The sequence below is a fragment of the Yinghuangia sp. YIM S10712 genome, assembly GCF_051388935.1.
Lineage (GTDB): Bacteria > Actinomycetota > Actinomycetes > Streptomycetales > Streptomycetaceae > Yinghuangia.
Genome location: NZ_JBPKBI010000002.1, coordinates 250,116 through 269,347, shown reverse-complemented (window position 1 = coordinate 269,347; position 19,232 = coordinate 250,116). Strand labels below are relative to the sequence as shown.

Annotated in this window: 15 protein-coding genes and 1 pseudogene; 6 read left to right on the top strand and 10 right to left on the bottom strand. The window is 70.8% G+C overall.

The window, feature by feature from the left end:
• The first annotated feature begins 89 nt into the window (after positions 1–89).
• Entirely contained in the window at positions 90–272 is a 183-nt protein-coding gene (locus ACRX5W_RS06650; RefSeq protein WP_436787500.1) for a hypothetical protein, read from the top strand.
• Positions 273–333: 61 nt separating this feature from the next.
• On the opposite strand, the gene malQ is transcribed toward ACRX5W_RS06650, so the two are convergent.
• A complete protein-coding gene (malQ, locus tag ACRX5W_RS06645) occupies positions 334–2,667 on the bottom strand; it encodes a 4-alpha-glucanotransferase (RefSeq protein WP_436787003.1) in 2,334 nt (777 codons plus the stop codon).
• 320 nt (positions 2,668–2,987) lie between these two features.
• Positions 2,988–3,491 (bottom strand): annotated as a pseudogene (locus ACRX5W_RS06640) (HNH endonuclease); the annotation flags it as partial.
• 156 nt (positions 3,492–3,647) lie between these two features.
• Between ACRX5W_RS06640 and ACRX5W_RS06635 the strand changes: the two are divergent.
• The 3 genes from ACRX5W_RS06635 (at position 3,648) to ACRX5W_RS06625 (ending at position 7,447) form a co-directional block, all read left to right on the top strand.
• Positions 3,648–5,798: a prolyl oligopeptidase family serine peptidase gene (locus ACRX5W_RS06635; protein ID WP_436787002.1), complete on the top strand. Its 2,151-nt coding sequence runs from the start codon at positions 3,648–3,650 to the stop codon at positions 5,796–5,798.
• 161 nt (positions 5,799–5,959) lie between these two features.
• On the top strand, positions 5,960–6,985 hold the full coding sequence (locus ACRX5W_RS06630) for a mechanosensitive ion channel family protein (protein ID WP_436787001.1): 1,026 nt from the start codon (positions 5,960–5,962) through the stop codon (positions 6,983–6,985).
• 63 nt (positions 6,986–7,048) lie between these two features.
• Positions 7,049–7,447 carry a globin gene (locus tag ACRX5W_RS06625; RefSeq protein WP_436787000.1) on the top strand — a complete coding sequence of 133 codons (399 nt, stop codon included), beginning with the start codon at positions 7,049–7,051 and terminating at the stop codon, positions 7,445–7,447.
• A gap of 346 nt (positions 7,448–7,793) precedes the next feature.
• Here the strand turns inward: ACRX5W_RS06625 and ACRX5W_RS06620 are convergent, their stop codons facing one another.
• Both ACRX5W_RS06620 and ACRX5W_RS06615 read right to left on the bottom strand, forming a co-directional pair.
• On the bottom strand, positions 7,794–9,917 hold the full coding sequence (locus ACRX5W_RS06620) for an MMPL family transporter (RefSeq protein WP_436786999.1): 2,124 nt from the start codon (positions 9,915–9,917) through the stop codon (positions 7,794–7,796).
• 296 nt (positions 9,918–10,213) lie between these two features.
• Complete coding sequence (locus ACRX5W_RS06615; protein WP_436786998.1) at positions 10,214–11,419, bottom strand: glycosyltransferase family 39 protein; 1,206 nt, start codon at positions 11,417–11,419, stop codon at positions 10,214–10,216.
• A 158-nt stretch (positions 11,420–11,577) separates the two neighbouring features.
• Between ACRX5W_RS06615 and ACRX5W_RS06610 the strand changes: the two genes are divergently transcribed.
• Positions 11,578–11,754 carry a hypothetical protein gene (locus ACRX5W_RS06610; RefSeq protein WP_436786997.1) on the top strand — a complete coding sequence of 59 codons (177 nt, stop codon included), beginning with the start codon at positions 11,578–11,580 and terminating at the stop codon, positions 11,752–11,754.
• 138 nt (positions 11,755–11,892) lie between these two features.
• Here the strand turns inward: ACRX5W_RS06610 and ACRX5W_RS06605 are convergent, their stop codons facing one another.
• From ACRX5W_RS06605 to ettA, 3 genes are all read right to left on the bottom strand, one after another.
• Complete coding sequence (locus ACRX5W_RS06605; RefSeq protein ID WP_436786996.1) at positions 11,893–12,618, bottom strand: hypothetical protein; 726 nt, start codon at positions 12,616–12,618, stop codon at positions 11,893–11,895.
• An 8-nt stretch (positions 12,619–12,626) separates the two neighbouring features.
• A complete protein-coding gene (locus ACRX5W_RS06600) occupies positions 12,627–13,034 on the bottom strand; it encodes an acyl-CoA thioesterase (protein ID WP_436786995.1) in 408 nt (135 codons plus the stop codon).
• A gap of 129 nt (positions 13,035–13,163) precedes the next feature.
• A complete protein-coding gene (ettA, locus tag ACRX5W_RS06595) occupies positions 13,164–14,828 on the bottom strand; it encodes an energy-dependent translational throttle protein EttA (RefSeq protein WP_436786994.1) in 1,665 nt (554 codons plus the stop codon).
• Between the two features lie 22 nt (positions 14,829–14,850).
• Between ettA and ACRX5W_RS06590 the strand changes: the two genes are divergently transcribed.
• Positions 14,851–16,362, top strand: coding sequence for a recombinase family protein (locus ACRX5W_RS06590; RefSeq protein ID WP_436786993.1), 1,512 nt, complete (start codon positions 14,851–14,853; stop codon positions 16,360–16,362).
• 112 nt (positions 16,363–16,474) lie between these two features.
• On the opposite strand, the gene ACRX5W_RS06585 is transcribed toward ACRX5W_RS06590, so the two are convergent.
• The 3 genes from ACRX5W_RS06585 to ACRX5W_RS06575 all read right to left on the bottom strand — a co-directional run.
• Positions 16,475–16,918, bottom strand: coding sequence for a single-stranded DNA-binding protein (locus ACRX5W_RS06585; RefSeq protein WP_436786992.1), 444 nt, complete (start codon positions 16,916–16,918; stop codon positions 16,475–16,477).
• 207 nt (positions 16,919–17,125) lie between these two features.
• The gene (locus ACRX5W_RS06580; RefSeq protein ID WP_436786991.1) at positions 17,126–18,703 is read right to left on the bottom strand and encodes a GTPase; all 1,578 of its coding nucleotides are present in this window, start codon (positions 18,701–18,703) and stop codon (positions 17,126–17,128) included.
• Positions 18,704–18,708: 5 nt separating this feature from the next.
• Positions 18,709–19,232, bottom strand: a 524-nt coding sequence (locus ACRX5W_RS06575; protein WP_436786990.1) for a hypothetical protein, incomplete at its 5' end; no start/stop codon positions are given.

Genomic DNA, 19,232 nt, shown 5'->3' with positions numbered 1-19,232 from the left:
CGCTGTGGCGGCTGCCGGGCGGGTACGGTAGGCCCGTGGTCAACAGGAATGCACTGCGTGCCGGAACGGTCGCGGCCGGCGTGACGCTCATGACGCTCATCTCGTCGCCGGCCTTCGCCCTGACGCGCGACGACGGCGACGACCCCGGTTCGGGTCTCAGCATCGGCGAAACGCTCGGCTACTTCGTCGGGCTGCCGATCCTGCTGTTCGCGGTGATCGCCTTCCTGGTGGCGCTGCCGGACATCATGCGCAAGGGCGGCAACAAGAGCTGACGCCGCGACCGGATTCCGCGAGGTCTCCGGTCACCGCGCCGGACGGGCCCCGCAACCCTCCCTAGAGCCCGCGCAGAACCCTCGCCAGCGACGCCGCGCGGGGGTTCGCCGCGAGGTCTTCCAGGAGGACCCTCCGGCCGGCCGCATCCGCCACCGGCAAAAGCCAGTTCGGATACTCCCGTGACGTGCCCGGGAGGTTTTGCGGACGGCGGTCGCCGACGGCGTCGGGCAGCCACACGCCCAGCATGCGGCAGGGCGCCCGGACCAGAAGCCGGTGCAGCGCCTCGACCGTTTCGCGCTCCCCCGCGCCCGGCCGCAGCAGCCCACGGGCCCGCAGGAGGTCGAGCCAGGCGTCGCGGTCGGCGTCGGCGTCGGCACGGGCGTCGTCCGGGCTTCCCTGCAAAAGGCCCAACTCCGCCCACAGTTCCACGTGTTCGCCGGCGAGCCGGGCGGCGGTGGGCGGGAGGTCGTGGGTGGTGACGGTGGCCAGCGAGAGCTCCCGCCAGTCCTCCGGGGCGGTCGGACCGGTCTCGGTTTGTTCGAACCACAGCACCGAGGTGCCCAGGATGCCGCGTTCGGCCAGGTAATCGCGCACCCACGGCTCGACGGTGCCGAGGTCTTCGCCGATCACGACCGCACCCGCGCGGTGTGCTTCGAGGGCGAGGATGCCGACCATCGCCTCGTGGTCGTAGCGCACGTACGCGCCTCGGTCCGGACGGTGGCCGCGCGGGATCCACCAAAAGCGGAACAGGCCCAGGATGTGGTCGACCCGGACCGCGCCCGCGTTGCGGAAAACGCTGCGCAGAAGTTCCCGGTAGGGCGCGTATCCGGCCTCGGCGAGCCGGACCGGGTGCCACGGGGGCTGGCTCCAGTCCTGCCCGAGGGCGCTCATCGCGTCGGGGGGCGCGCCGCCGGTCGCACCGAGGGCCAGGACCCCGCCGCCGCGTCCGGCACCGAGGATCCACGCGTCCGAGCCGTCCGGGTGCACCCCGACGGCCAGGTCGTGGACGATGCCGACGGACATGCCCGCGTCGCGCGCGGTGCGCTGAGCGTCCGCGAGTTGTTCGTCGGCCACCCACTGGCACCACAGGTGGAAGTCGACGCTCGCGGCGAGGCGGCGCCGGGCGTCGCGGACCGCCGGGGAGTCGGGGTCGCGCAGTTCCTCGGGCCAGGTGTGCCAGTCCTGGCCGTACTCCTCGACGAGCGCGCACCACGTTGCGTGGTCTTCGAGCCAGCGCCCCTCGGCCGTGAGGAACGCCCGGTACGCGGCCTCCCGTCCGGGGCTGCGCGGCATGCGGTGGACCAGTGCGAGGGCTTCGCGTTTCGCCGCGCGAACCCGGTCGCGGTCGAGGCGGGCGGGCGCCGAAGACGCGTCCGCGGGGGGCACGGTCTTCTGCGCCGGGATTCCGTCCGCGTCGCCGGGCTCGCGGGCAGGGCCCGGCTCGGGGCTGGGCTCCAGACTGGGCTCGGTGTCCAAGTCGGGGGCCAAGTCGGTTGTGCGCAGCCGTAGTTCCTCGGCGACCGCGTGCTCGACCGGGGTCAGGTAGGCGTATTCGGGAATCGCCTCGACCCTGATGTACATCGGGTCGGTGAAGCGGCGGCTCACGGGCAGGTACGGCGACGCTTCGACGGGCGCCACCGGCGACGCCGCGTGCAGCGGGTTGACGAGTACGAAGCCGGCCCCGTGGCGGCGCGCCGACCACCCCGCGAGGTCGGCCAGGTCGCCGAGGTCGCCGATGCCCCACGACCGCCGGGACAGCAGCGAGTAGAGCTGCACCATGAAGCCCCACGAACGCCCCGGGGGCGGTGCGAGGTGCGCGGGGGTGACGGCGAGCGACGTGGTCACGTGCCGTTCCTCGACCCGGGCGCTGGGCTCGCCACCGGACCCGCGCGAGACGTCGGCGGGGGCGAGCACACGGGCGTGCAGGGTGTGCCAGCCGATCGGGAGGTCGACGGGCAGCGCGTAGGCGCGCTCCTCGACGTGGGCACCGGACGCGGGGGGCGCGGGCGGCAGGTGGCGGCCTCGTTCGGCGATGTCGCGGCGTACCCCGCCGTCCTCCTGTTCGACCCACAGCTCGACGAGTGCACCCGGTTCCGTGTGCAGCGGGAACGTCTCCGAACGGCCCGCGCGGGTCACGATGACCGGCGGCAGAAGCCGCTGACGTCGTGTCGACTCGTAGGCGGCGAGCGAAGCCCGCACATCCTCGGGGGTGTCCGCGGCGACGCCCAGCGCGCGCAATACCGCGCGGACGGTGGCCTCGTCCGCGTGCACGACGTCACCGCGCCAGCCGTGGTGCTCGGTCGCGACTCCGTACGCCCCGGCGAGCCGGGCCAGATCACCGGTGACCGGCTCGGCGGCGGACGGGGCCTGGTCCTCGGTCGTCGTACGCTCCATCCCGCGAGCATCGCACCTGGCTCCGGGGATTGTGGCCGTTTGCGGCCCGCGTCGCCCGGCGGACGTGCCCGGACGCGCGCCGAGGGGCGCCCCCGCTCAGGAGCGGAAGGCCCCTCGGCAGACGACAACGGCGGCGGACCTGCTGCCTCGTCCGGCAGGGTCCGCCGCCGTCATGCGCTTGCGGCCTGGTCGTATGCGGAGAACTTGTCGTGGCGCCCCTTGGGGGCGGCGCTATGGTCGAAGTGCTGGTGTTGATGCTGGTGTTGATGCTGATGCTGATGCTGATGCTGGTGATGGTGGTCGGTGCGCCCGACGCCGTACTCCTCGGCGCCGTACGGCGCGAGATACGGGTCCCAGCGCGGATCACGGAAACCGGTTCCGATGATGCGCCAGGCCAGCCCGCTCGGTTGGGCGGGCTTGCGGTGCATCCGCCACCCCAACTCCGCGATGTAGCGGTCGCTCTTGACGTGGTTGCAGCGGCGGCACGCCGAGACGACGTTCTCCCACGTGTGCTGCCCGCCCCTGCTGCGCGGGATGACGTGGTCGACGCTGGTCGCGGCGCCCCCGCAATACACGCAGCGACCGCCGTCGCGCGCGAAGAGCGCACGGCGGGTGAGCGGCACCTGACCCCGAAAGGGGATTCGGACAAAACGGGTCAGTCGGATAACACTCGGAACGGGGATTTCGGTGGTGGCGCTGTGCAGAATGCTGCCGGATTCCTCCAGGCAGATGGCCTTGTTGTTGAGCACGAGAATGAGCGCCCGTCGTACGGAAACCACGCACAAGGGTTCGTACGACGCGTTGAGGACCAATGAATGCGGCACGTAATGCCTCCTTTTACGCCTGCGGCACGTGGCTCGTGCCGGGACGATCGGATCCCAGTGTCGCCGCCCACCTACCCCTCGCGCTACAAGGAATCTCCAAGGTCACACCGCGTTCACCGGAGAGTGGGCGGTCCACGGCGGGTTTAGGATCCCGGCATGACGCGCCCGGACTATCCCGCCGCCCCTCGGTCCGACACCGTCGAAGTGCTTGCGGGACATGCGGTTCCCGACCCTTTCCGGCCCCTTGAGGACGCGGATTCCGCGGCTACTCGCGCGTGGTCGGCGGCGCAGGCCGAGATTTTCGCCACATCGGCCGCCGAACTGCCCGGAAGAGCCGGATTCCGCGACCGGATCGCGGCCCTGACGGCCACCGGATCCGTCGGCCCGCCCGTGTGGCGCGGCGACCGCCACTTCTTCCGCCGCAGGCTGCCGGATCAAGAGCACGCGGTCCTGCTCACCGTCGGTCCTGACGGAACCGAGAGGGTGCTGATCGACCCGATGGCCCTGGATCCGAGCGGCACGACGACGCTCGACGACTGGCGGCCGTCCCTGGAAGGCGATCTGCTGGCGTACCGGCTGTCGCACGGCGGTACGGAGGAGTCCGAGCTGTTCGTCATGGACGTGGCGACCGGCGACGTCGTCGACGGCCCGATCAGCCGGACCCGCGAATCGCCGCTCGCGTGGCTTCCGGGTGGACGCGCGTTGTATGTCCAGCGCAATCTGCCGCCCGAACAAGTGCCCGATGACGAGCGCCAGTACCACCGGCGTGTCTACCTCCACCGGATCGGCACCGACCCGGACACCGACGATGTCGAGATCTTCGGCGCCGACCAGGACAAGACCGCGTTCTTCCGCGTCACGGTGTCGATCGACGGCCGGTACGCGGTGGTCAGCGCCGTCGAGGGCACCGCGCCGCGCAACGACGTATGGCTCGCCGACCTGACCGTGTCGGGCCCGGAGGCGCCCGTGCTCCGGCCGGTCCAGACCGGCGTCGACGCCCGCAGCGGCGTGCTGCCGGGCCGCGACGGAAGGCTCTACGTCTTCACCGACCTGGACGCTCCGCGCGGCAGGCTGTGCGTCGCCGACCCGGGCGCGGACGATCTCGGCCCGGCGGCGTGGACCACGCTCGTCCCGGAGGACCCCGAGGCCGTCATGGAGGACTACGCGCTCCTCGACGGACCGGAACTCGGCGACGCCCCGGCGCTGCTGGTGTCCTGGACGCGGCACGCGGTCGGCGAGCTGACCAGGCACGACCTGCGGACCGGCGCAGGCATCGGCCGCATTCCGCTCGCCCGGGACGCTACGGCCGATGCCGCAGTCGGGTCCGGAGCCGACGGCTCGGCCGACCCCTGCTCGATCGGCGGGCTCGTGGAGCGCCCCGAGGGCGGCCACGAGGTGTGGTTCGGCTGGTCCGACTACCGCACGCCGTCGGCGGTGCGCCGCTACGACGCGCGGACCGGCGAGGTGTCGGTGTGGGCCACGGCCCCGGGCGCGGTCGAGGTGCCCGACGTGCACGTACGGGTGGAGGAGTACGCCTCCAAGGACGGCACGACCGTACGCATGTTCGTCATCGCCCCGACCGCGGAACCCGACCGCCCGCGCCCCACGGTCCTGTACGGATACGGCGGCTTCGCGATCCCCATGACCCCCGGTTACTCGGCCGGCGTGCTCGCGTGGGTCGAGGCCGGAGGGGTGTACGCGATCGCGTGCCTGCGGGGCGGCAGCGAGGAGGGCGAGGCCTGGCACCGGGCCGGCATGCGCGAGCACAAGCAGAACGTCTTCGACGACTTCCACGCCGCGGCCGAACACCTGCTCGCGCGCGGCTGGTCCGCTCCGGGCGGCCTCGGCATCTCGGGCGGCTCCAACGGCGGCCTGCTGGTCGGCGCCGCCCTGACCCAGCGCCCGGACCTCTATTCGGCCGTGGTGTGCTCGGCACCGCTGCTCGACATGGTCCGGTACGAGCGCTTCGGCCTCGGGCGCCTGTGGACCGACGAGTACGGGACCGTCGAGGTGCCCGAGGAGCTCGGCTGGCTGCTGGGCTACTCGCCGTACCACCACGTCGTGCCCGGGGTGGAGTACCCGGCGGTGCTGTTCACCGTCTTCGACGGGGACACCCGGGTCGATCCGTTGCACGCCCGCAAGATGTGCGCGGCGCTACAGGAGGCGCAGGCGGGCACGCGTCCGGTGTTGCTGCGTGCGGAGTCCGATGTCGGTCACGCGGACCGCTCGATCAGCCGGGCCGTCGACCTGTCCGCCGACACCTTGTCGTTCCTCGCCCGTTGGACGGGATTGACGGCCGGGGCATGACGTTGCCCTTCGCGCCGTCGGGCGGGTGCGCGCCGGTCGGCGGTGGCGAACGGGCGCCACGGGTGCCGTTACCGTAATGGGGGGTTTTCGCCCGGCAGCGGTCGCACGCGGCCGGCGCACCTCGGAAACAGAGTCGCAGAGAGTCGCAGAAAGGCCTGTCCGTGTTCGTTCCGGCGTTTCCGGTCCTGTTGGCTGCCGCGGAAGAGGCCCAGGAGGACGACGGGAAGGTGTCGAGCTGGTTCGACCGCCACGGCGAGGCCCTCGTGGTCACCCCTGTCCGGATTCTGGCGATCGTCATCGTGGCGCTCGTCGCCCGGGCGATCACCCGCAGGATGATCACGCAGCTCATAGCGCGTATGGCCAGCGGCGGCGCGAACGGCGGCGGGCGCCCGGTGACGGGTTTCCTCCTCAACGCCGAACGCCGCCGCCAGCGGGCGGAGACCGTCGGATCGGTCATGCGCAGCACGGCATCGTTCGTGATCCTCGGAATCGCGACGCTGCTGGTGCTCAGCGAGCTCAACGTCAACCTGGCACCGCTTCTGGCGAGCGCCGGCATCGCGGGTGTCGCGATCGGCTTCGGGGCGCGCAACCTGGTCACGGACTTCCTGTCCGGCATGTTCATGATCCTCGAAGACCAGTACGGGGTCGGCGACCTGGTCGACGCGGGTCCGGCCTCCGGCACGGTGATCGAGGTCGGGTTGCGCATCACCAAGCTCCGCGACGTCGACGGCACGGTCTGGTACGTCCGCAACGGCGAGATCAAACGCGTCGGCAACCACAGCCAGGGCTGGGGCACCGCCAAGATCGACGTACAGGTGGGCTACCGCGAGGACGTCGCCAAGGTCCGCGAACTGATCGGCACCGCGATCGAGGGTCTCACCGACGACGAGCACTGGAGCGAGATGGTCTGGGGCCCCGGCGAGGTGGTCGGCATGGAGTCGGTCACCGCCGAGTCGGTCGTTTTGCAGGTGCAGGTCAAGACGATGCCGGGCCAGGAGCTACCGGTCGCCCGCGAACTGCGCGCGCGATTGAAGGAGGCGTTCGACGAGGCCGGCGTACGCCTGTCCGAGCCTGTCCTCGCCGTCGTTCCCCCGGCTGCCGACGCGCCCGCGCCCGCGGCTCCCGACCCGGCGGCGACCACGCCGCCGCCCGCTCCCCCCGCCACGGGCCAGCCGCCGGCCCCCTGACCCCGCGGCCGGGCTGGGGCCGGACCCCTCCGCGGCAGGGCGCCGGTCTGCGAGGATGGTGCGGTGAGTGAATCGACGGCGGACAGTTCCCCCTCCTTCTACGACGCGGTGGGCGGCGAGGAGACCTTCGTCAAGCTTGTGCACCGCTTCTACGAAGGCGTGCGCGCCGACCCTTTGCTGCGGCCGATGTACCCCGACGAGGACCTGACCGGAGCCGAGGAGCGCCTGCGGTTGTTCCTCATGCAGTACTGGGGCGGTCCGCGCACCTACAGCGACCGGCGCGGGCATCCGCGTCTGCGCATGCGCCACGTGCCGTTCGCGGTCACTCCGGCGGCGCGTGACGCCTGGCTGCGGCACATGCGGGCGGCCGTCGACGAGCTCGCGCTGCCCGAGCCGTACCGCACGCAACTGTGGGACTACATGGTCTACGCGGCCGAGTCGATGGTGAACCGGGCGGATTGAACCGCTGTTCGGCGTGACGGACCGGGCGCCCTCGGGTTGCCCGCGTGCCGTCCCCCCTCCGGTCGGCACGCGGGCCCCGTACCCGCCGACGTTCACGGGGCCGTGCGGCGGGCCGGAACCAAGATTGGCCGCGACCACGCGGCCACGCCACGGAACCGGGGGCGCGGTTACCGGTCCAAGATACAGGAGTTGCGTGCCGCGCACGTTCGTGCGAATCCGGTGACATGGCCGAGCGCGGCAGCACGCGTACGGCAAACGCCGCGGGGCGCGTGACGGGCCGGGAGAACATCTCCTGGACCGCCACGCGCCCCGCGTCATTCGGCCGCCGGCGTCAAGCCGGCGGGCACTAGCCGACCAGTTCGCGATCCCGCTCGCCGGGGCCCGAACCGCTCTCCGGCTCCTCCGGCTCCTTGGCCAGCTTGCTCGGCCACCAGATCTTCTGCCCGATGTCGTGCGTCAGCGCGGTCACCAGGACCGAGCGGACGATGAACGTGTCGAGCAGAACACCGAGGGAGACGGCGAAGCCCATGGTCACGAACCCGACCAGCGGCATCGCGGTGAACACCGCGAAGGTCGCGGCCAGCACCAGGCCGGCCGACGTGATCACGCCGCCGGTCGCGGACAGGCCGATCAGCGCGCCCTTGCGGGTGCCGTGCTTGATCGACTCCTCGTGGACGCGGTGCATCAGGAAGATGTTGTAGTCGATGCCCAGCGCGACGAGGAAGACGAACACGAACAGCGGCAGCGACGGGTCGCCTCCGACGAATCCGAAGACGTTGTCGAAGAAGAAGGCGCTGATGCCGAGTGCCGCCGCGAACGACAGCACCACCGTGGCGACCAGCAGGATCGGCGCCAGGATGGACCGCAGCAGCAGGCACAGGATGATCATCACCGCGATCAGGATCAGCGGGATGACCACGATGTTGTCGCGCGACGACGACTCCATCATGTCGAGCACGAGGGCCGGACCACCGCCGACGATGGCGTCCGCGTCCGGCACGGCGTGCACCGCCGCACGGATGTCCTCGACGGTGTCGCGCGCCTCCGACGTGTCGGTCGGAATGCCGAGCGTCGTCTCGATCTCGACCCGGTCGGCTGTCTCGTCGATGACGCGGACGCTCCCCGGATCGACGTTCTCGACACCCTTGATGGCGTCCTGAACGGCCTGGGCCTGTGCCTTGTTGGCGATGGTGCTGACCGGGTCGCCCGCGCCCTGCGGGAAGTAGCGGCCCTGCACCTCCATGCCGACGATCGACTCGGGCTTGTTGGTGAACTGGTCCTTCAGCTTGACCCCGCCGGTCTGCAGCAGCGTCATGCCGAGGGCCGCGATGCCCAGAACCACCGTGGTGGTGATCCACACCGTGCGGGAGCGCCGCGAGATGAGGCCGCCGACGCGGTCCCACAGGCCGCCCTTGTGGACGGACTCGTCCCCGAACCGCGGCACCCTGGGCCAGAACGCCCAGCGGCCGACGATCACCAGCAGTGCGGGCAGCAGCGTCAGCATGACCAGGACGCCGACCGCAATGCCGATGGCGCAGACCGGACCCATGCCCTGGGTCGAGTTCATGTCGGCGGCGAGCAGCACGAGCATGCTGACCGCGACCGTCGCGGCACTGGCGAAGATGGCCGGTCCCGCGCGGTGCAGCGCGTGGGCCATCGCCTCGTGGCGGTCCTCGAAGTTGTGCAGCTCCTCGCGGTAACGCGCGATGAGCAGCAGGGCGTAGTCGGTGCCCGCACCGAAAATCATGATGTTGAGCACCGCGAAGCTCTGGCCGTTGACGGTGACGCCGGCCTTGGTGCTCAGGTACACCGCGGCCCACGCCGCCATCATCGCGAAGATCGCGGAGAGCAGCGGGATGAACCACAGGACCGGCGAGCGGTAGGTGAGCAGCAGGATCACCACGACGACACCCATCGTCGCGAAGAGGATCTTGCCTTCCAGACCTTCGAACGCCGCGGCCTGGTCCGCACCGATGCCGGCCGGGCCGGTGATGTACGTCTTCATCCCCGGGGCCTGGGCGGCCTCGGTGGCCTCTTTCATCTCGTCGACCGCGTCGACGAGGTTGTTCCAGCCCTCCTCGGCGACCTCGATCGGGACGAGCGCCTGGGCCGCCTTGCCGCTCGGGTCGTAGGTCGGCGCCGGCACCGGGGCGATCACGCCCTTGATGCCGTTGAACAAGGCCATGTCGTCGGCGATCGCGGTACGGTCCGCGTCCTGGAGCCCTCCGGTGTTCTCCCAGACCACGACCGCGAGGACCGTGGTCTCGTCGCGGAAGTCCTCCTGCTCGTGGACGACCTTGGTCGACTCGGCACTGCCGGGCAACCACGCGGCCGTCTCGTTGTTCTGCGCGTCGGAGAGCTTGCCGCTCAACGGCGACAGCGCCACGACGATGATGACCCAGGCCGCCAGGACCATCCATTTACTTCGGCGTCCGCACGTCTTCGCGGCGATCGCTTTCCAACTGTTCATCTAGCCCCCACAAACGCGATATGTCGCGAGCTTTCTCACGGACACGATGTATCGCGTCTCCGCAAGGTGTCAAGGAAACAATCAGGCGGTTGGCCCACCGGTCGGAATGGTCCGCACCACGACCGTCGGGGAGCCATGGCCGATCGTCAATCCAACAGCTCACACACGGTACGGCGCCATTGCTTTTTCGCCGCGCAGGCGACTCCGAGGCATGCGGGTGGTGGGATTTCCCCGGCCGTCGCGGTCGCGGCGGACACCGTCGGCCGATCGGGCCGCCGCACCACCGTGTGGCGGCGTCAGGGCGCGCCGCGGCCGTAGTGCAGGGGCGACCATCCGGCCAACCACACGAACCCGGCCGCGAACAGCACCAGGACGACGACCAGGGCACGGCCCCGCAGCCGCGTCGCGGCGGCGATGAACAACGGGAACGCAGTCCATACGAACCGCGGCTTGCTGCCCTGCGCCGACGCGGTGAACGACAGCAGCAGCACACCGATCGTGAACACCGTGACGGGCGGGGGGAACTTCTCCCACAGCAGCCAGACCACGCCGACGACGGCGAGAACGAAGAACACCGTGTGCATGAGGTTCTGCGCGGGTTCCGCGCTCACGGTGTCGTCCAGCCACAGGACTCGCTTGAGAGTGTTGGCTCCCCAGTCGGTGTGCTGGTCCCACCCCTGCTCCTGGGTCTTGAACCAGAAGCGGGCGTCGTCGTACCTGAGCGCCCCCCAGACGAGGTACGCCGCTCCCCCGATCGGGGAGAGAAGCGGCGCCCACAGGGCCTTCCAGTCGCGGTCGCGGTGGATCGCGATCCCGGCCGCCACCGCGCATGCCAGGCAGAGCAGCACCATGTTCGGACGCACCGACGTGCCGATCCCGGCCAGCACGCCCGCGAGCAGCCACTGCCGCTTGAGCAGCGCGAGAAGGCAGAACGCGGCCAGCAGCGCGGCAAGCGACTCCGAATACAGGAAGCCGAAGACGAACGCGCCGGGGAAAAGGCAGTAGAGCAGCGCCGCACGGTCCGCGACCCGGCGACCGCGCAGGTGGTCGGCCAGCTTCCACACCGCGAAGGCGCTCGCCGCGCCGAGCACCACCGACACCAAGAGCGCCGCGAGGACGTACCGCCCGCCGAGCGGCCACGCGACCGCCTTCACCAACATCGGCAGCAGCGGGAAGAACGCGCTGTTGTTGGCGACGACGTCGCCGGTCGCCGGATCGACCGGGAGCCGGTCGGGATAGCCGAGACGCGCGATGTCCATGTAGTTGGACGCGTCTTTGAAGATGAAGTGCAGCTCCCAGCCGTCGTACTTGCGCCGCTCGATCGACGGGACCTGGCGCACATTGCGGTCGCCGAGCCACGCCCACACCCCGAGGGTGAGGATCCACGTCGAGGCGTAGGCGAGCAGTGGGAAGGCCCACGGCCGGGGAAGCCGGCCGCTCAGCGAGCGCCGTACTCCGGGATCGTCGCCGGCGGTCGTGGTGACGGTGGTTTGCGCGCTCATCCCCGGCTTCCTGGATCATTCGGCTGCGGGCCGCCGGCTGCGGCTGGGCAGCGAGGACGACAACGAGACGATAGAGCCTTCCGGCCCTGCCGGGTGCAGCGGAACCGCACAAGCCAAGCCCGATGGCGTCTGGTCACCTTGCCACGACTTCAGGCGGCGTGAGCCCGCTCCAGGACGTCGGCGCGGACACCACCGTCACCGCCGACCTCACGACGCGGACGACTGCGCAGACGCCTCAAGCCGGACTGCAAGCCGGACTGGTCGCCGACACCATCGCGCTCCCCGCCGACCCGGCGGCCCACATGACCGTCACCGAGTGCGTCCGCTCATCATGAAGGGACGGGCAGGTCTTCGGCAGCGCCCTCGCGGACACCGACAACGACCCGTCCGGGTCGCGGTCGACGAGGCGACGCCTTGTATGGGACGCGCTCAAGCGCACGCGAGCGGCGTGATCCGGGGGCCGGTCGCCCCGATCAGTCGGTGTGGCGACCGCCGGAGCTGCGGGAGATGAGCAGGCCCGGACCGCCGGTGCGACGCACCGAGACCGAGCCGTAGGGGGCGTCCAGGCGGAGCCAGCCGCCCACGGCCAGGACGGTGGCGTCGGTGCCGGCGTCGACGGACCCGAGGAAACCGAGGGACGCCGCCGCGTGGGCCGCTCGCAGGGGCAAGTGTGCTCCCGGCGTGGCGCTCAGCGTCTTGCTCCACACGCTTTCTGCGATCCGGTCCAGGACCGCGCGGGTGCGCTCCTCGGCGCTCAGGGCCTCGGTCTGCGCGCGGAACCGCCCGACGGCTTCGGCAACTTCGCGGACGAGCCCGGCGATCGGGAGTGTCGCCAGCGGCGCCCAGCCGGTGCGTGGTGGAAGCATTGCGGTCCACGGCGGCCCGGTGACCGCGGGGGGCACCTGCACCGGTACGGTCTGCGACCCGTCCGCGGGCTCGCCGTGCCCGGAGGTCAGCGCGTCGAGGAGGCGTCCCGCCGAGACGGTCGTGTCCAACCGCAGGGGCTCGGCGAGTTCGCTCGTGCGCAGGGCGATCACGCCTGATGTCCCGCCGCCGAACGGCACGCGGCCGAACGTGCCGAGCACAGGCCCGTCTGCGCGGAGGTGGACGACGGCGGCCCGGTCGTAGCGCAGGAGGCGGACCAGGTAGCCGGCCAGGTCCGCGGCGGCGGACGCGTCGGCGAGGCTGAGGGGGGTCATGATGGCGGTCAGGCCTCCAGGAAGCCTTCGAGGTACCGGCGCTCCTCGTCGTTGAGACGGCGCGGCCGCTGCTCGTCGAGGGAGTACGGGACGAGCACCGACGCGGCCCGGGCGTAGACACCGTCGTCGTCGAGGACCTCATAGGCGAGGCGGAAGCGCGCGGCCCGGATCTCGGTGACCCAGGTCTCGATGCGCACCGGCTCGGGCCGCCAGACCAGCGGGCGCTGGTAGTCGATCTCGTGCCGGGCGATGACCACGCCGTCCGCAAGTGTCTTGGCGCCTTCCTGCTGGCCCAGGACGAACATCATGTCGACGCGCGCCTCCTCCAGGTAGCGGAGGTACTGCACGTTGTTGATGTGCCGGTAGGCGTCCATGTCGGACCACCGCAGGGTCGCCTGGTACACGTGCCTGGCCACGATCGGGCCCTTTCTGTGGTGGTGCGTTCGCTGCCGTGTCACCGGCGCCGACCGCCGCGCCTGCCCGCACGGCAGGGCCCCCGTCCTTCGACTCCGACGACGGGGGGCCGTGCCGATGCGGACCAGCGGTCAGCCGCGGGTGAGCTTCTTGTACGTCGCCCGGTGCGGACGCGCGGCCTCTGCGCCGAGGCGCTCGACCTTGTTCTTCTCGTACGACTCGAAGTTCCCCTCGAACCAGAACCACTTCGACTCGCCCTCGTACGCGAGGATGTGCGTCGCGACGCGGTCGAGGAACCAGCGGTCGTGGGAGACGACCACGGCGCAGCCGGGGAACTCCAGGAGGGCGTTCTCCAGCGACGAGAGGGTCTCCACGTCGAGGTCGTTGGTCGGCTCGTCGAGGAGCAGCAGGTTGCCGCCCTGCTTGAGGGTGAGCGCCAGGTTGAGGCGGTTGCGCTCACCGCCGGACAGCACGCCCGCGGGCTTCTGCTGGTCGGGGCCTTTGAAGCCGAACGCGGACACGTAGGCGCGCGACGGCATTTCGACCTGTCCGACGTTGATGTAGTCGAGGCCGTCGGAGACGACCTCCCACAGTGTCTTCTTGGGGTCGATGTTGGCGCGGCCCTGGTCGACATACGAGACCTGGACTGTCTCGCCGACCTTGATGGTGCCGTCGTCCGGCTTCTCCATGCCGATCAGCATCTTGAACAGCGTGGTCTTGCCGGCGCCGTTGGGGCCGATGACCCCCACGATGCCGTTGCGCGGCAGCGTGAACGACAGGTCGTCGACCAGGACCTTCTCGCCGAAGGCCTTGTTCAGACTGTCGACCTCGATGACGACGTTGCCCAGGCGCGGGCCGGGCGGGATCTGGATCTCCTCGAAGTCCAGCTTCCGCATCTTCTCCGCTTCGGCGGCCATCTCCTCGTAGCGGGCCAGGCGCGCCTTGCTCTTGGCCTGTCGGCCCTTCGCGTTGGAGCGGACCCACTCCAGCTCTTCCTTGAGGCGCTTGGCGCGCTTGGCGTCCTTCTGGCCTTCGACCTTCAGGCGTGACTGCTTGGTCTCCAGGTACGTCGAGTAGTTGCCCTCGTACGGGAAGGCCCGGCCGCGGTCGAGCTCCAGGATCCACTGGGCGACGTTGTCGAGGAAGTACCGGTCGTGGGTGACGGCGACGACGGTTCCGGCGTACTTCTCCAGGTGCTGTTCGAGCCACTGGACGGACTCGGCGTCGAGGTGGTTGGTCGGCTCGTCGAGGAGCAGCAGATCCGGCGCCTCAAGCAGCAGCTTGCACAGCGCGACCCGGCGGCGCTCGCCGCCGGAGAGATTGGTGACCGGCCAGTCGCCGGGCGGGCAGCCCAGCGCGTCCATGGCCTGTTCGAGCTGCGCGTCGATGTCCCACGCGTTGGCGTGGTCCAGCTCCTCCTGCAGCTTGCCCATCTCGTCCATCAGGGCGTCGGAGAAGTCGGTCGCCATGAGCTCGGCGATCTCGTTGAAGCGGTTGAGCTTCCCGAGCGTCGCGGCGGCGCCTTCCTGGACGTTCTCCAGGACGGTCTTCTCCTCGTTCAGCGGAGGCTCCTGAAGGAGCATGCCGACCGTGTAGCCCGGCGCCAGGAACGCATCGCCGTTGGAGGGCTGCTCCAGCCCCGCCATGATCTTGAGCACGGTCGACTTGCCCGCACCGTTCGGACCCACGACGCCGATCTTGGCGCCGGGCAGGAACGACAAGGTCACATCGTCAAGGATCACCTTGTCGCCGTGCGCCTTGCGGGTCTTGCGCATCGTGTAAATGAACTCCGCCATACCTTAACCGTATCCTATTCGCATGGACGCACAGCCGGACCCGGACCGTGACGGCGACGGCCGACAGCCGTGGAGAGGCCACCGGAACGCGCATCTGACACCCACCCGCCGCGAGGCACGCACGCTCCCGGACCGGCACGGAGAACCGGCAGCAATCTACTGCCGAATCTCTCATGCCCGGGACGAGGACCACACCGGGGTGGACCGCCAGGAACGCATGTGCCGGCAGGCCGGCGAGCGGCTGGGCCTGTGTCTCGACGATGCGCTGGTCTTCGTGGACGACAACCGCTCCGCGTGGCAGCGCAACGGCAGGCGCCCGGGCTGGGACGCCCTGACGCAGGCCGTACGGGACGGCCGAGTCCGGCACGTTCTGATCGACGACCCCGACCGTCTCTTCCGGCAACCGTACGATCTGGCGGAGCTGCTGGACCTCGCCGATGCCCACGCCGTGACGCTGCACGGCCGGGTGAACCGGCGCGATCTCGCGAACGCAGCACACCGCGCTGTGCTCCGGGGCGAGGTGGAGCGCGCCTGCCGCACCACCGACGACGCGTCGCGCCGGGCCCGCGCGACCACCGAGGAACGCGCACGCCACGGCAAGCCCCACGGCGGCAAACGCCGCTACGGGTACGCCGCCGACCAGCGCACGGTCATCGAGCACGAGGCCGCCATCGTGCGTGAGATCTTCACGCGGTACCGGGACGGCGCGACCGTGCGCGAGCTTGCCAAGGACCTGAACGCGCGCGACGAACGAACGGCCCTGGGCCACAGCTGGAACGACTACACGGTACGTGCCGTCCTGAACAACCGGCACGTCGCCGGCATCCAGGTCTTCCGGGGCGAGGAGATCGGCGACGGCGACTGGCCCGCGATCATCGAACGCAGTCTGTGGACCGAGGTGCAAGCCCGCCGGCAGTCGATCCGCTCCGCCTACACCGCCGGATCCGCGCCGAAGCGGTTCTACCTGCTGCGCGGGCTGGTCACCTGCAAAGCCTGCGGCACGCATATGGGCGGCTCGGGCGGCCGGTACCTGTGCAACCGGCTGCAACGGCTCGGCGGTGATCTGTGCGGGCGGGCGGTGGGCGCCACGACACTGGACGGCTTCGTCACGGAAGCCGCACTCGACGTCCTGGAGGCGTTGCCCGCACACCTGCCCGCGGCAAAGCCGCACGCTGCGGTTTCCCCGGCGGTCGCGGCCGACGAAGCCGAACTCGCGGAGCTGCGGGCGATGTGGAACGCCCGCGAACTCTCGACGGCCGAATACCGGGCGATGCGCAAGCTGGTGCAGGCGCGTATCGACCAGACCCGCACAGCGCGTGTGGTGCGTCCGAGCACCGACGTTCTGCACGACCTCACCGGACCGGACGCCCGTGCGCGTTGGGCCAAGTTGGAGGCGGAGCAGGACCACGCGCGGATGAACGCCGTCATGCGCTGCCTCTTCGACGCCGTGGTCATCGACGCCGCGCGTTCCCGCGGCAACCGCTTCGACTTCGGTCGGGTCAGCATCGAAAAGGCGCCCGTCTGGTCCGCGTAGGCGCCGGGACCGGAGGGCTCCCCGAAGCTGCCGCCCCGCCGAAGCCTCGGGAACCGTCGCAGCAGTGGCGGCAGTTGCCGCAACCGCATGCCGCTGTCCCGGGCGCCGTCCGCTACGCGGCTTTGGGTGCGTCCCGGAGTGGGGCCACCGCGACGGGCAGCGTAATCGCGGCAGGCGGAGTCGGCGCGCTTTCGCGCCGGAGGGCCCTCGTGAATCGCGTCGTACCACGCGACAGGTCGTGTCCCAGCGAGGACGCTTCGACTTCGACTTTTGTGTGCCAGCGGTCGTCGCGCTGCCATGAACGCACGTTGAGTCTTCCGGTGATCACCAGCGGATCGCCTTTCTCGACGGAGCTGAGGGTGTGTTCCGCGAGTCGTCGCCAGGCGACCACGGAGTAGTAGCTGGATTCGCCGTAGGTCCATTCGTTCGCCTCCCGGTCGAACCTGCGCGGCGACACCCCGAAGCGGAACCGGGCAAGCAACACACCGCTGGGCGTGGTCGCCGACATGACTTCGGTGACCACGGTGCCGATCAGGGTCACGTGGGTGTCGTTCACAACCGGTCCTCCTGGCTCGTTGCTCGTTGGTGTCTGCCGCTGTGCGGTGCATCCACCATCGCCGAGCCGACGACCGGGCCCGCACGCCGGGACCAGAACTGTGGACAACTCGGCCTGTGGACAACGCAAATCACCCGGCCGAGGGATGGCGCCGCGTGAACGAACGTGCTGCACCGACGGGTTGCCGCATGGCGGTCCGTGCGCCGGTCACCGCACGTGCAACGGCTCCCGGGTCGCGACGAACAACGCGTGCGCTTCGCGGTACCGCTCCAGTTCGCCGGTTGCGGGCGCCACCAGCAACTCGTCGGCGACGTCGGCGACCCGTCCGAACAACTCGCGGCGGATGGCCTCGCGCCGCGCCCGGGCAGCCGCCGCGCGCCACGTGCGCCGGGCGTACTGCCCCGTCACCATCAGCGCCACCCCCGCGACGAGCGGCACGAGCGCCGAGTACCACGCGTCCCCGTGGCCGAACGGCCCGACGCCGACCGCCGCGAGCGTCACGCCCGCGACACCGATCGCCGCCAGGACGACGCCCGCCCAGACCGACCAGGCGGCAGTACGCAGGCGCGAAGGCAAGGCGGGAGGATGCACCGGCACCACGGACAGTTCGGTCTCCAGGACGGCCGGCATGCGGCGGGCGCTGCGGCCGAGGACGCGGCGCACTCCGGCAGCCCAGGGTTCGGGCATCCCTCGCGTCAACTCGGTCGCCGCGCCACGCACCGCAAGGTCGACGCTGTGTGTCTGCACCGGCACGGCCGGCGGCACCTTGGTCTGCTCGCCCACCCCGGCGTCTGCCGCCTCTGCGGCCTGCGGATCCTCCGTGGCGGCCCCGATGCCCGCCGCCGCGCTCAGCCGTTCCAGCAGCTCTGCCCGCACCCGGGCCGGCACCGGATCGGCCCCCGGGACCGGGCCGGCGAACTCCGGATCGAAGCCCTCGGCGACGCGGTCGAGATCGGCGGAGAGCCGCAGCACCGCCGCGCGGCGACCGGCCGCGACCCCGGCGACGATGTCGCGGAGTTCCCCGATGCCCTCGCCGGTCACCACCGAAGTCGCGACGACCCTTGCATCGGCGAGCCCGTCCGCGGCGAGCAGGCGCCGCAGATCTGCGAGGCACGCGTCCTTACCGCCCTCGGGGAGGCGGTCGGTCTGGTTGAGAACAACGGTCATCACATCGCCATGCCGCGACAAGGGACGCAGATAGCGTTCGTGGATCAGCGCGTCGGCGTACTTCTGCGGATCGAGGACCCAGATGACGTGGTCCGCGCCGGCGGCGAAACGGTCGACCTCGGTCCGGCTTTCGGCCGCGGTGGAGTCGTGGTCGGGCAGGTCGACGAGGACGAGCCGGGACAACACCGGTTCCTGCAACGGCCCCGTGACATCCAGGGCGCCGTGGCGCGGAACCTGCCGAGCGCGCGGGACCCCCAGCAGATCGAGCAGCGGCCGGGCGCCGTCCGGATCCCACGCGCACGCGAGCGGCGCCGTCGTGGTGGGGCGCCGCGGCCCGGTCTGGGCGAGGTCGAGCCCGACGAGGGCGTTGAAGAGCGACGATTTGCCGGCCCCGCCGCCGCCGGCGAGCGCGACAACAGCGTGTTGTGGGGCGGTACGCAGGCGGGTGTCCGCCCGGTCGATCAACTCCTGTGCCTCTGCGAGGTGTTCGGCGGACAGCCGCCCGTCGGAAACCTCGATCAGGCGCGCCAGTGCGGACAACCGCGCGAGCAGGCGCGCCGGTTCCTCCTCTGTGCCGACGTCGTAGCCCGGGTACGTCCCGGTGAATCGGTCGATCACGACACTCACCCCGCTCTCGGCGCTGTGCTGCCTGCGTCTTCCACTCCACTGCCCGGGTTCGTGCGCAGCACACGAACGGCTCCCAGGCGCCGTTCGCGCTCGGCGTCGAGGTACGCCGCCGCTCGTTCGCGCAAGGAGGCATGCACCGGTGCGATCTCGTCCGCGAGTCGGGGGGCGAGCGCTGCGAGCGCCTGGCGGCCCGCTTCGTCGGCGACGCGGCGGGCGGTTTCCCTCCGGCGCGGCAGGCCTCCATCCGGCGATGTCGGGCCCAGTCCGGCGACGAGGAGAAGTACCTTTTCGTTTGCGCGCTTTGACAGCCCGTCAGGGATCCGCGCGTCAGTCTCGCTCAGCCATCCCGCCACGGCTTCCGCGGCCGGCTCGACACCAGGCTCGGCCACGGTCTCCTCGCCGGACTCGGCGACACCGAACGAGTCTTCGCGTACGACGCCTCCCGCAACTGTGGTGACCACAACCGACGGCGGTTCCACGGCGCCGACCGATGTGCGCCCGGCAGCGAGCCCCGGCGCGG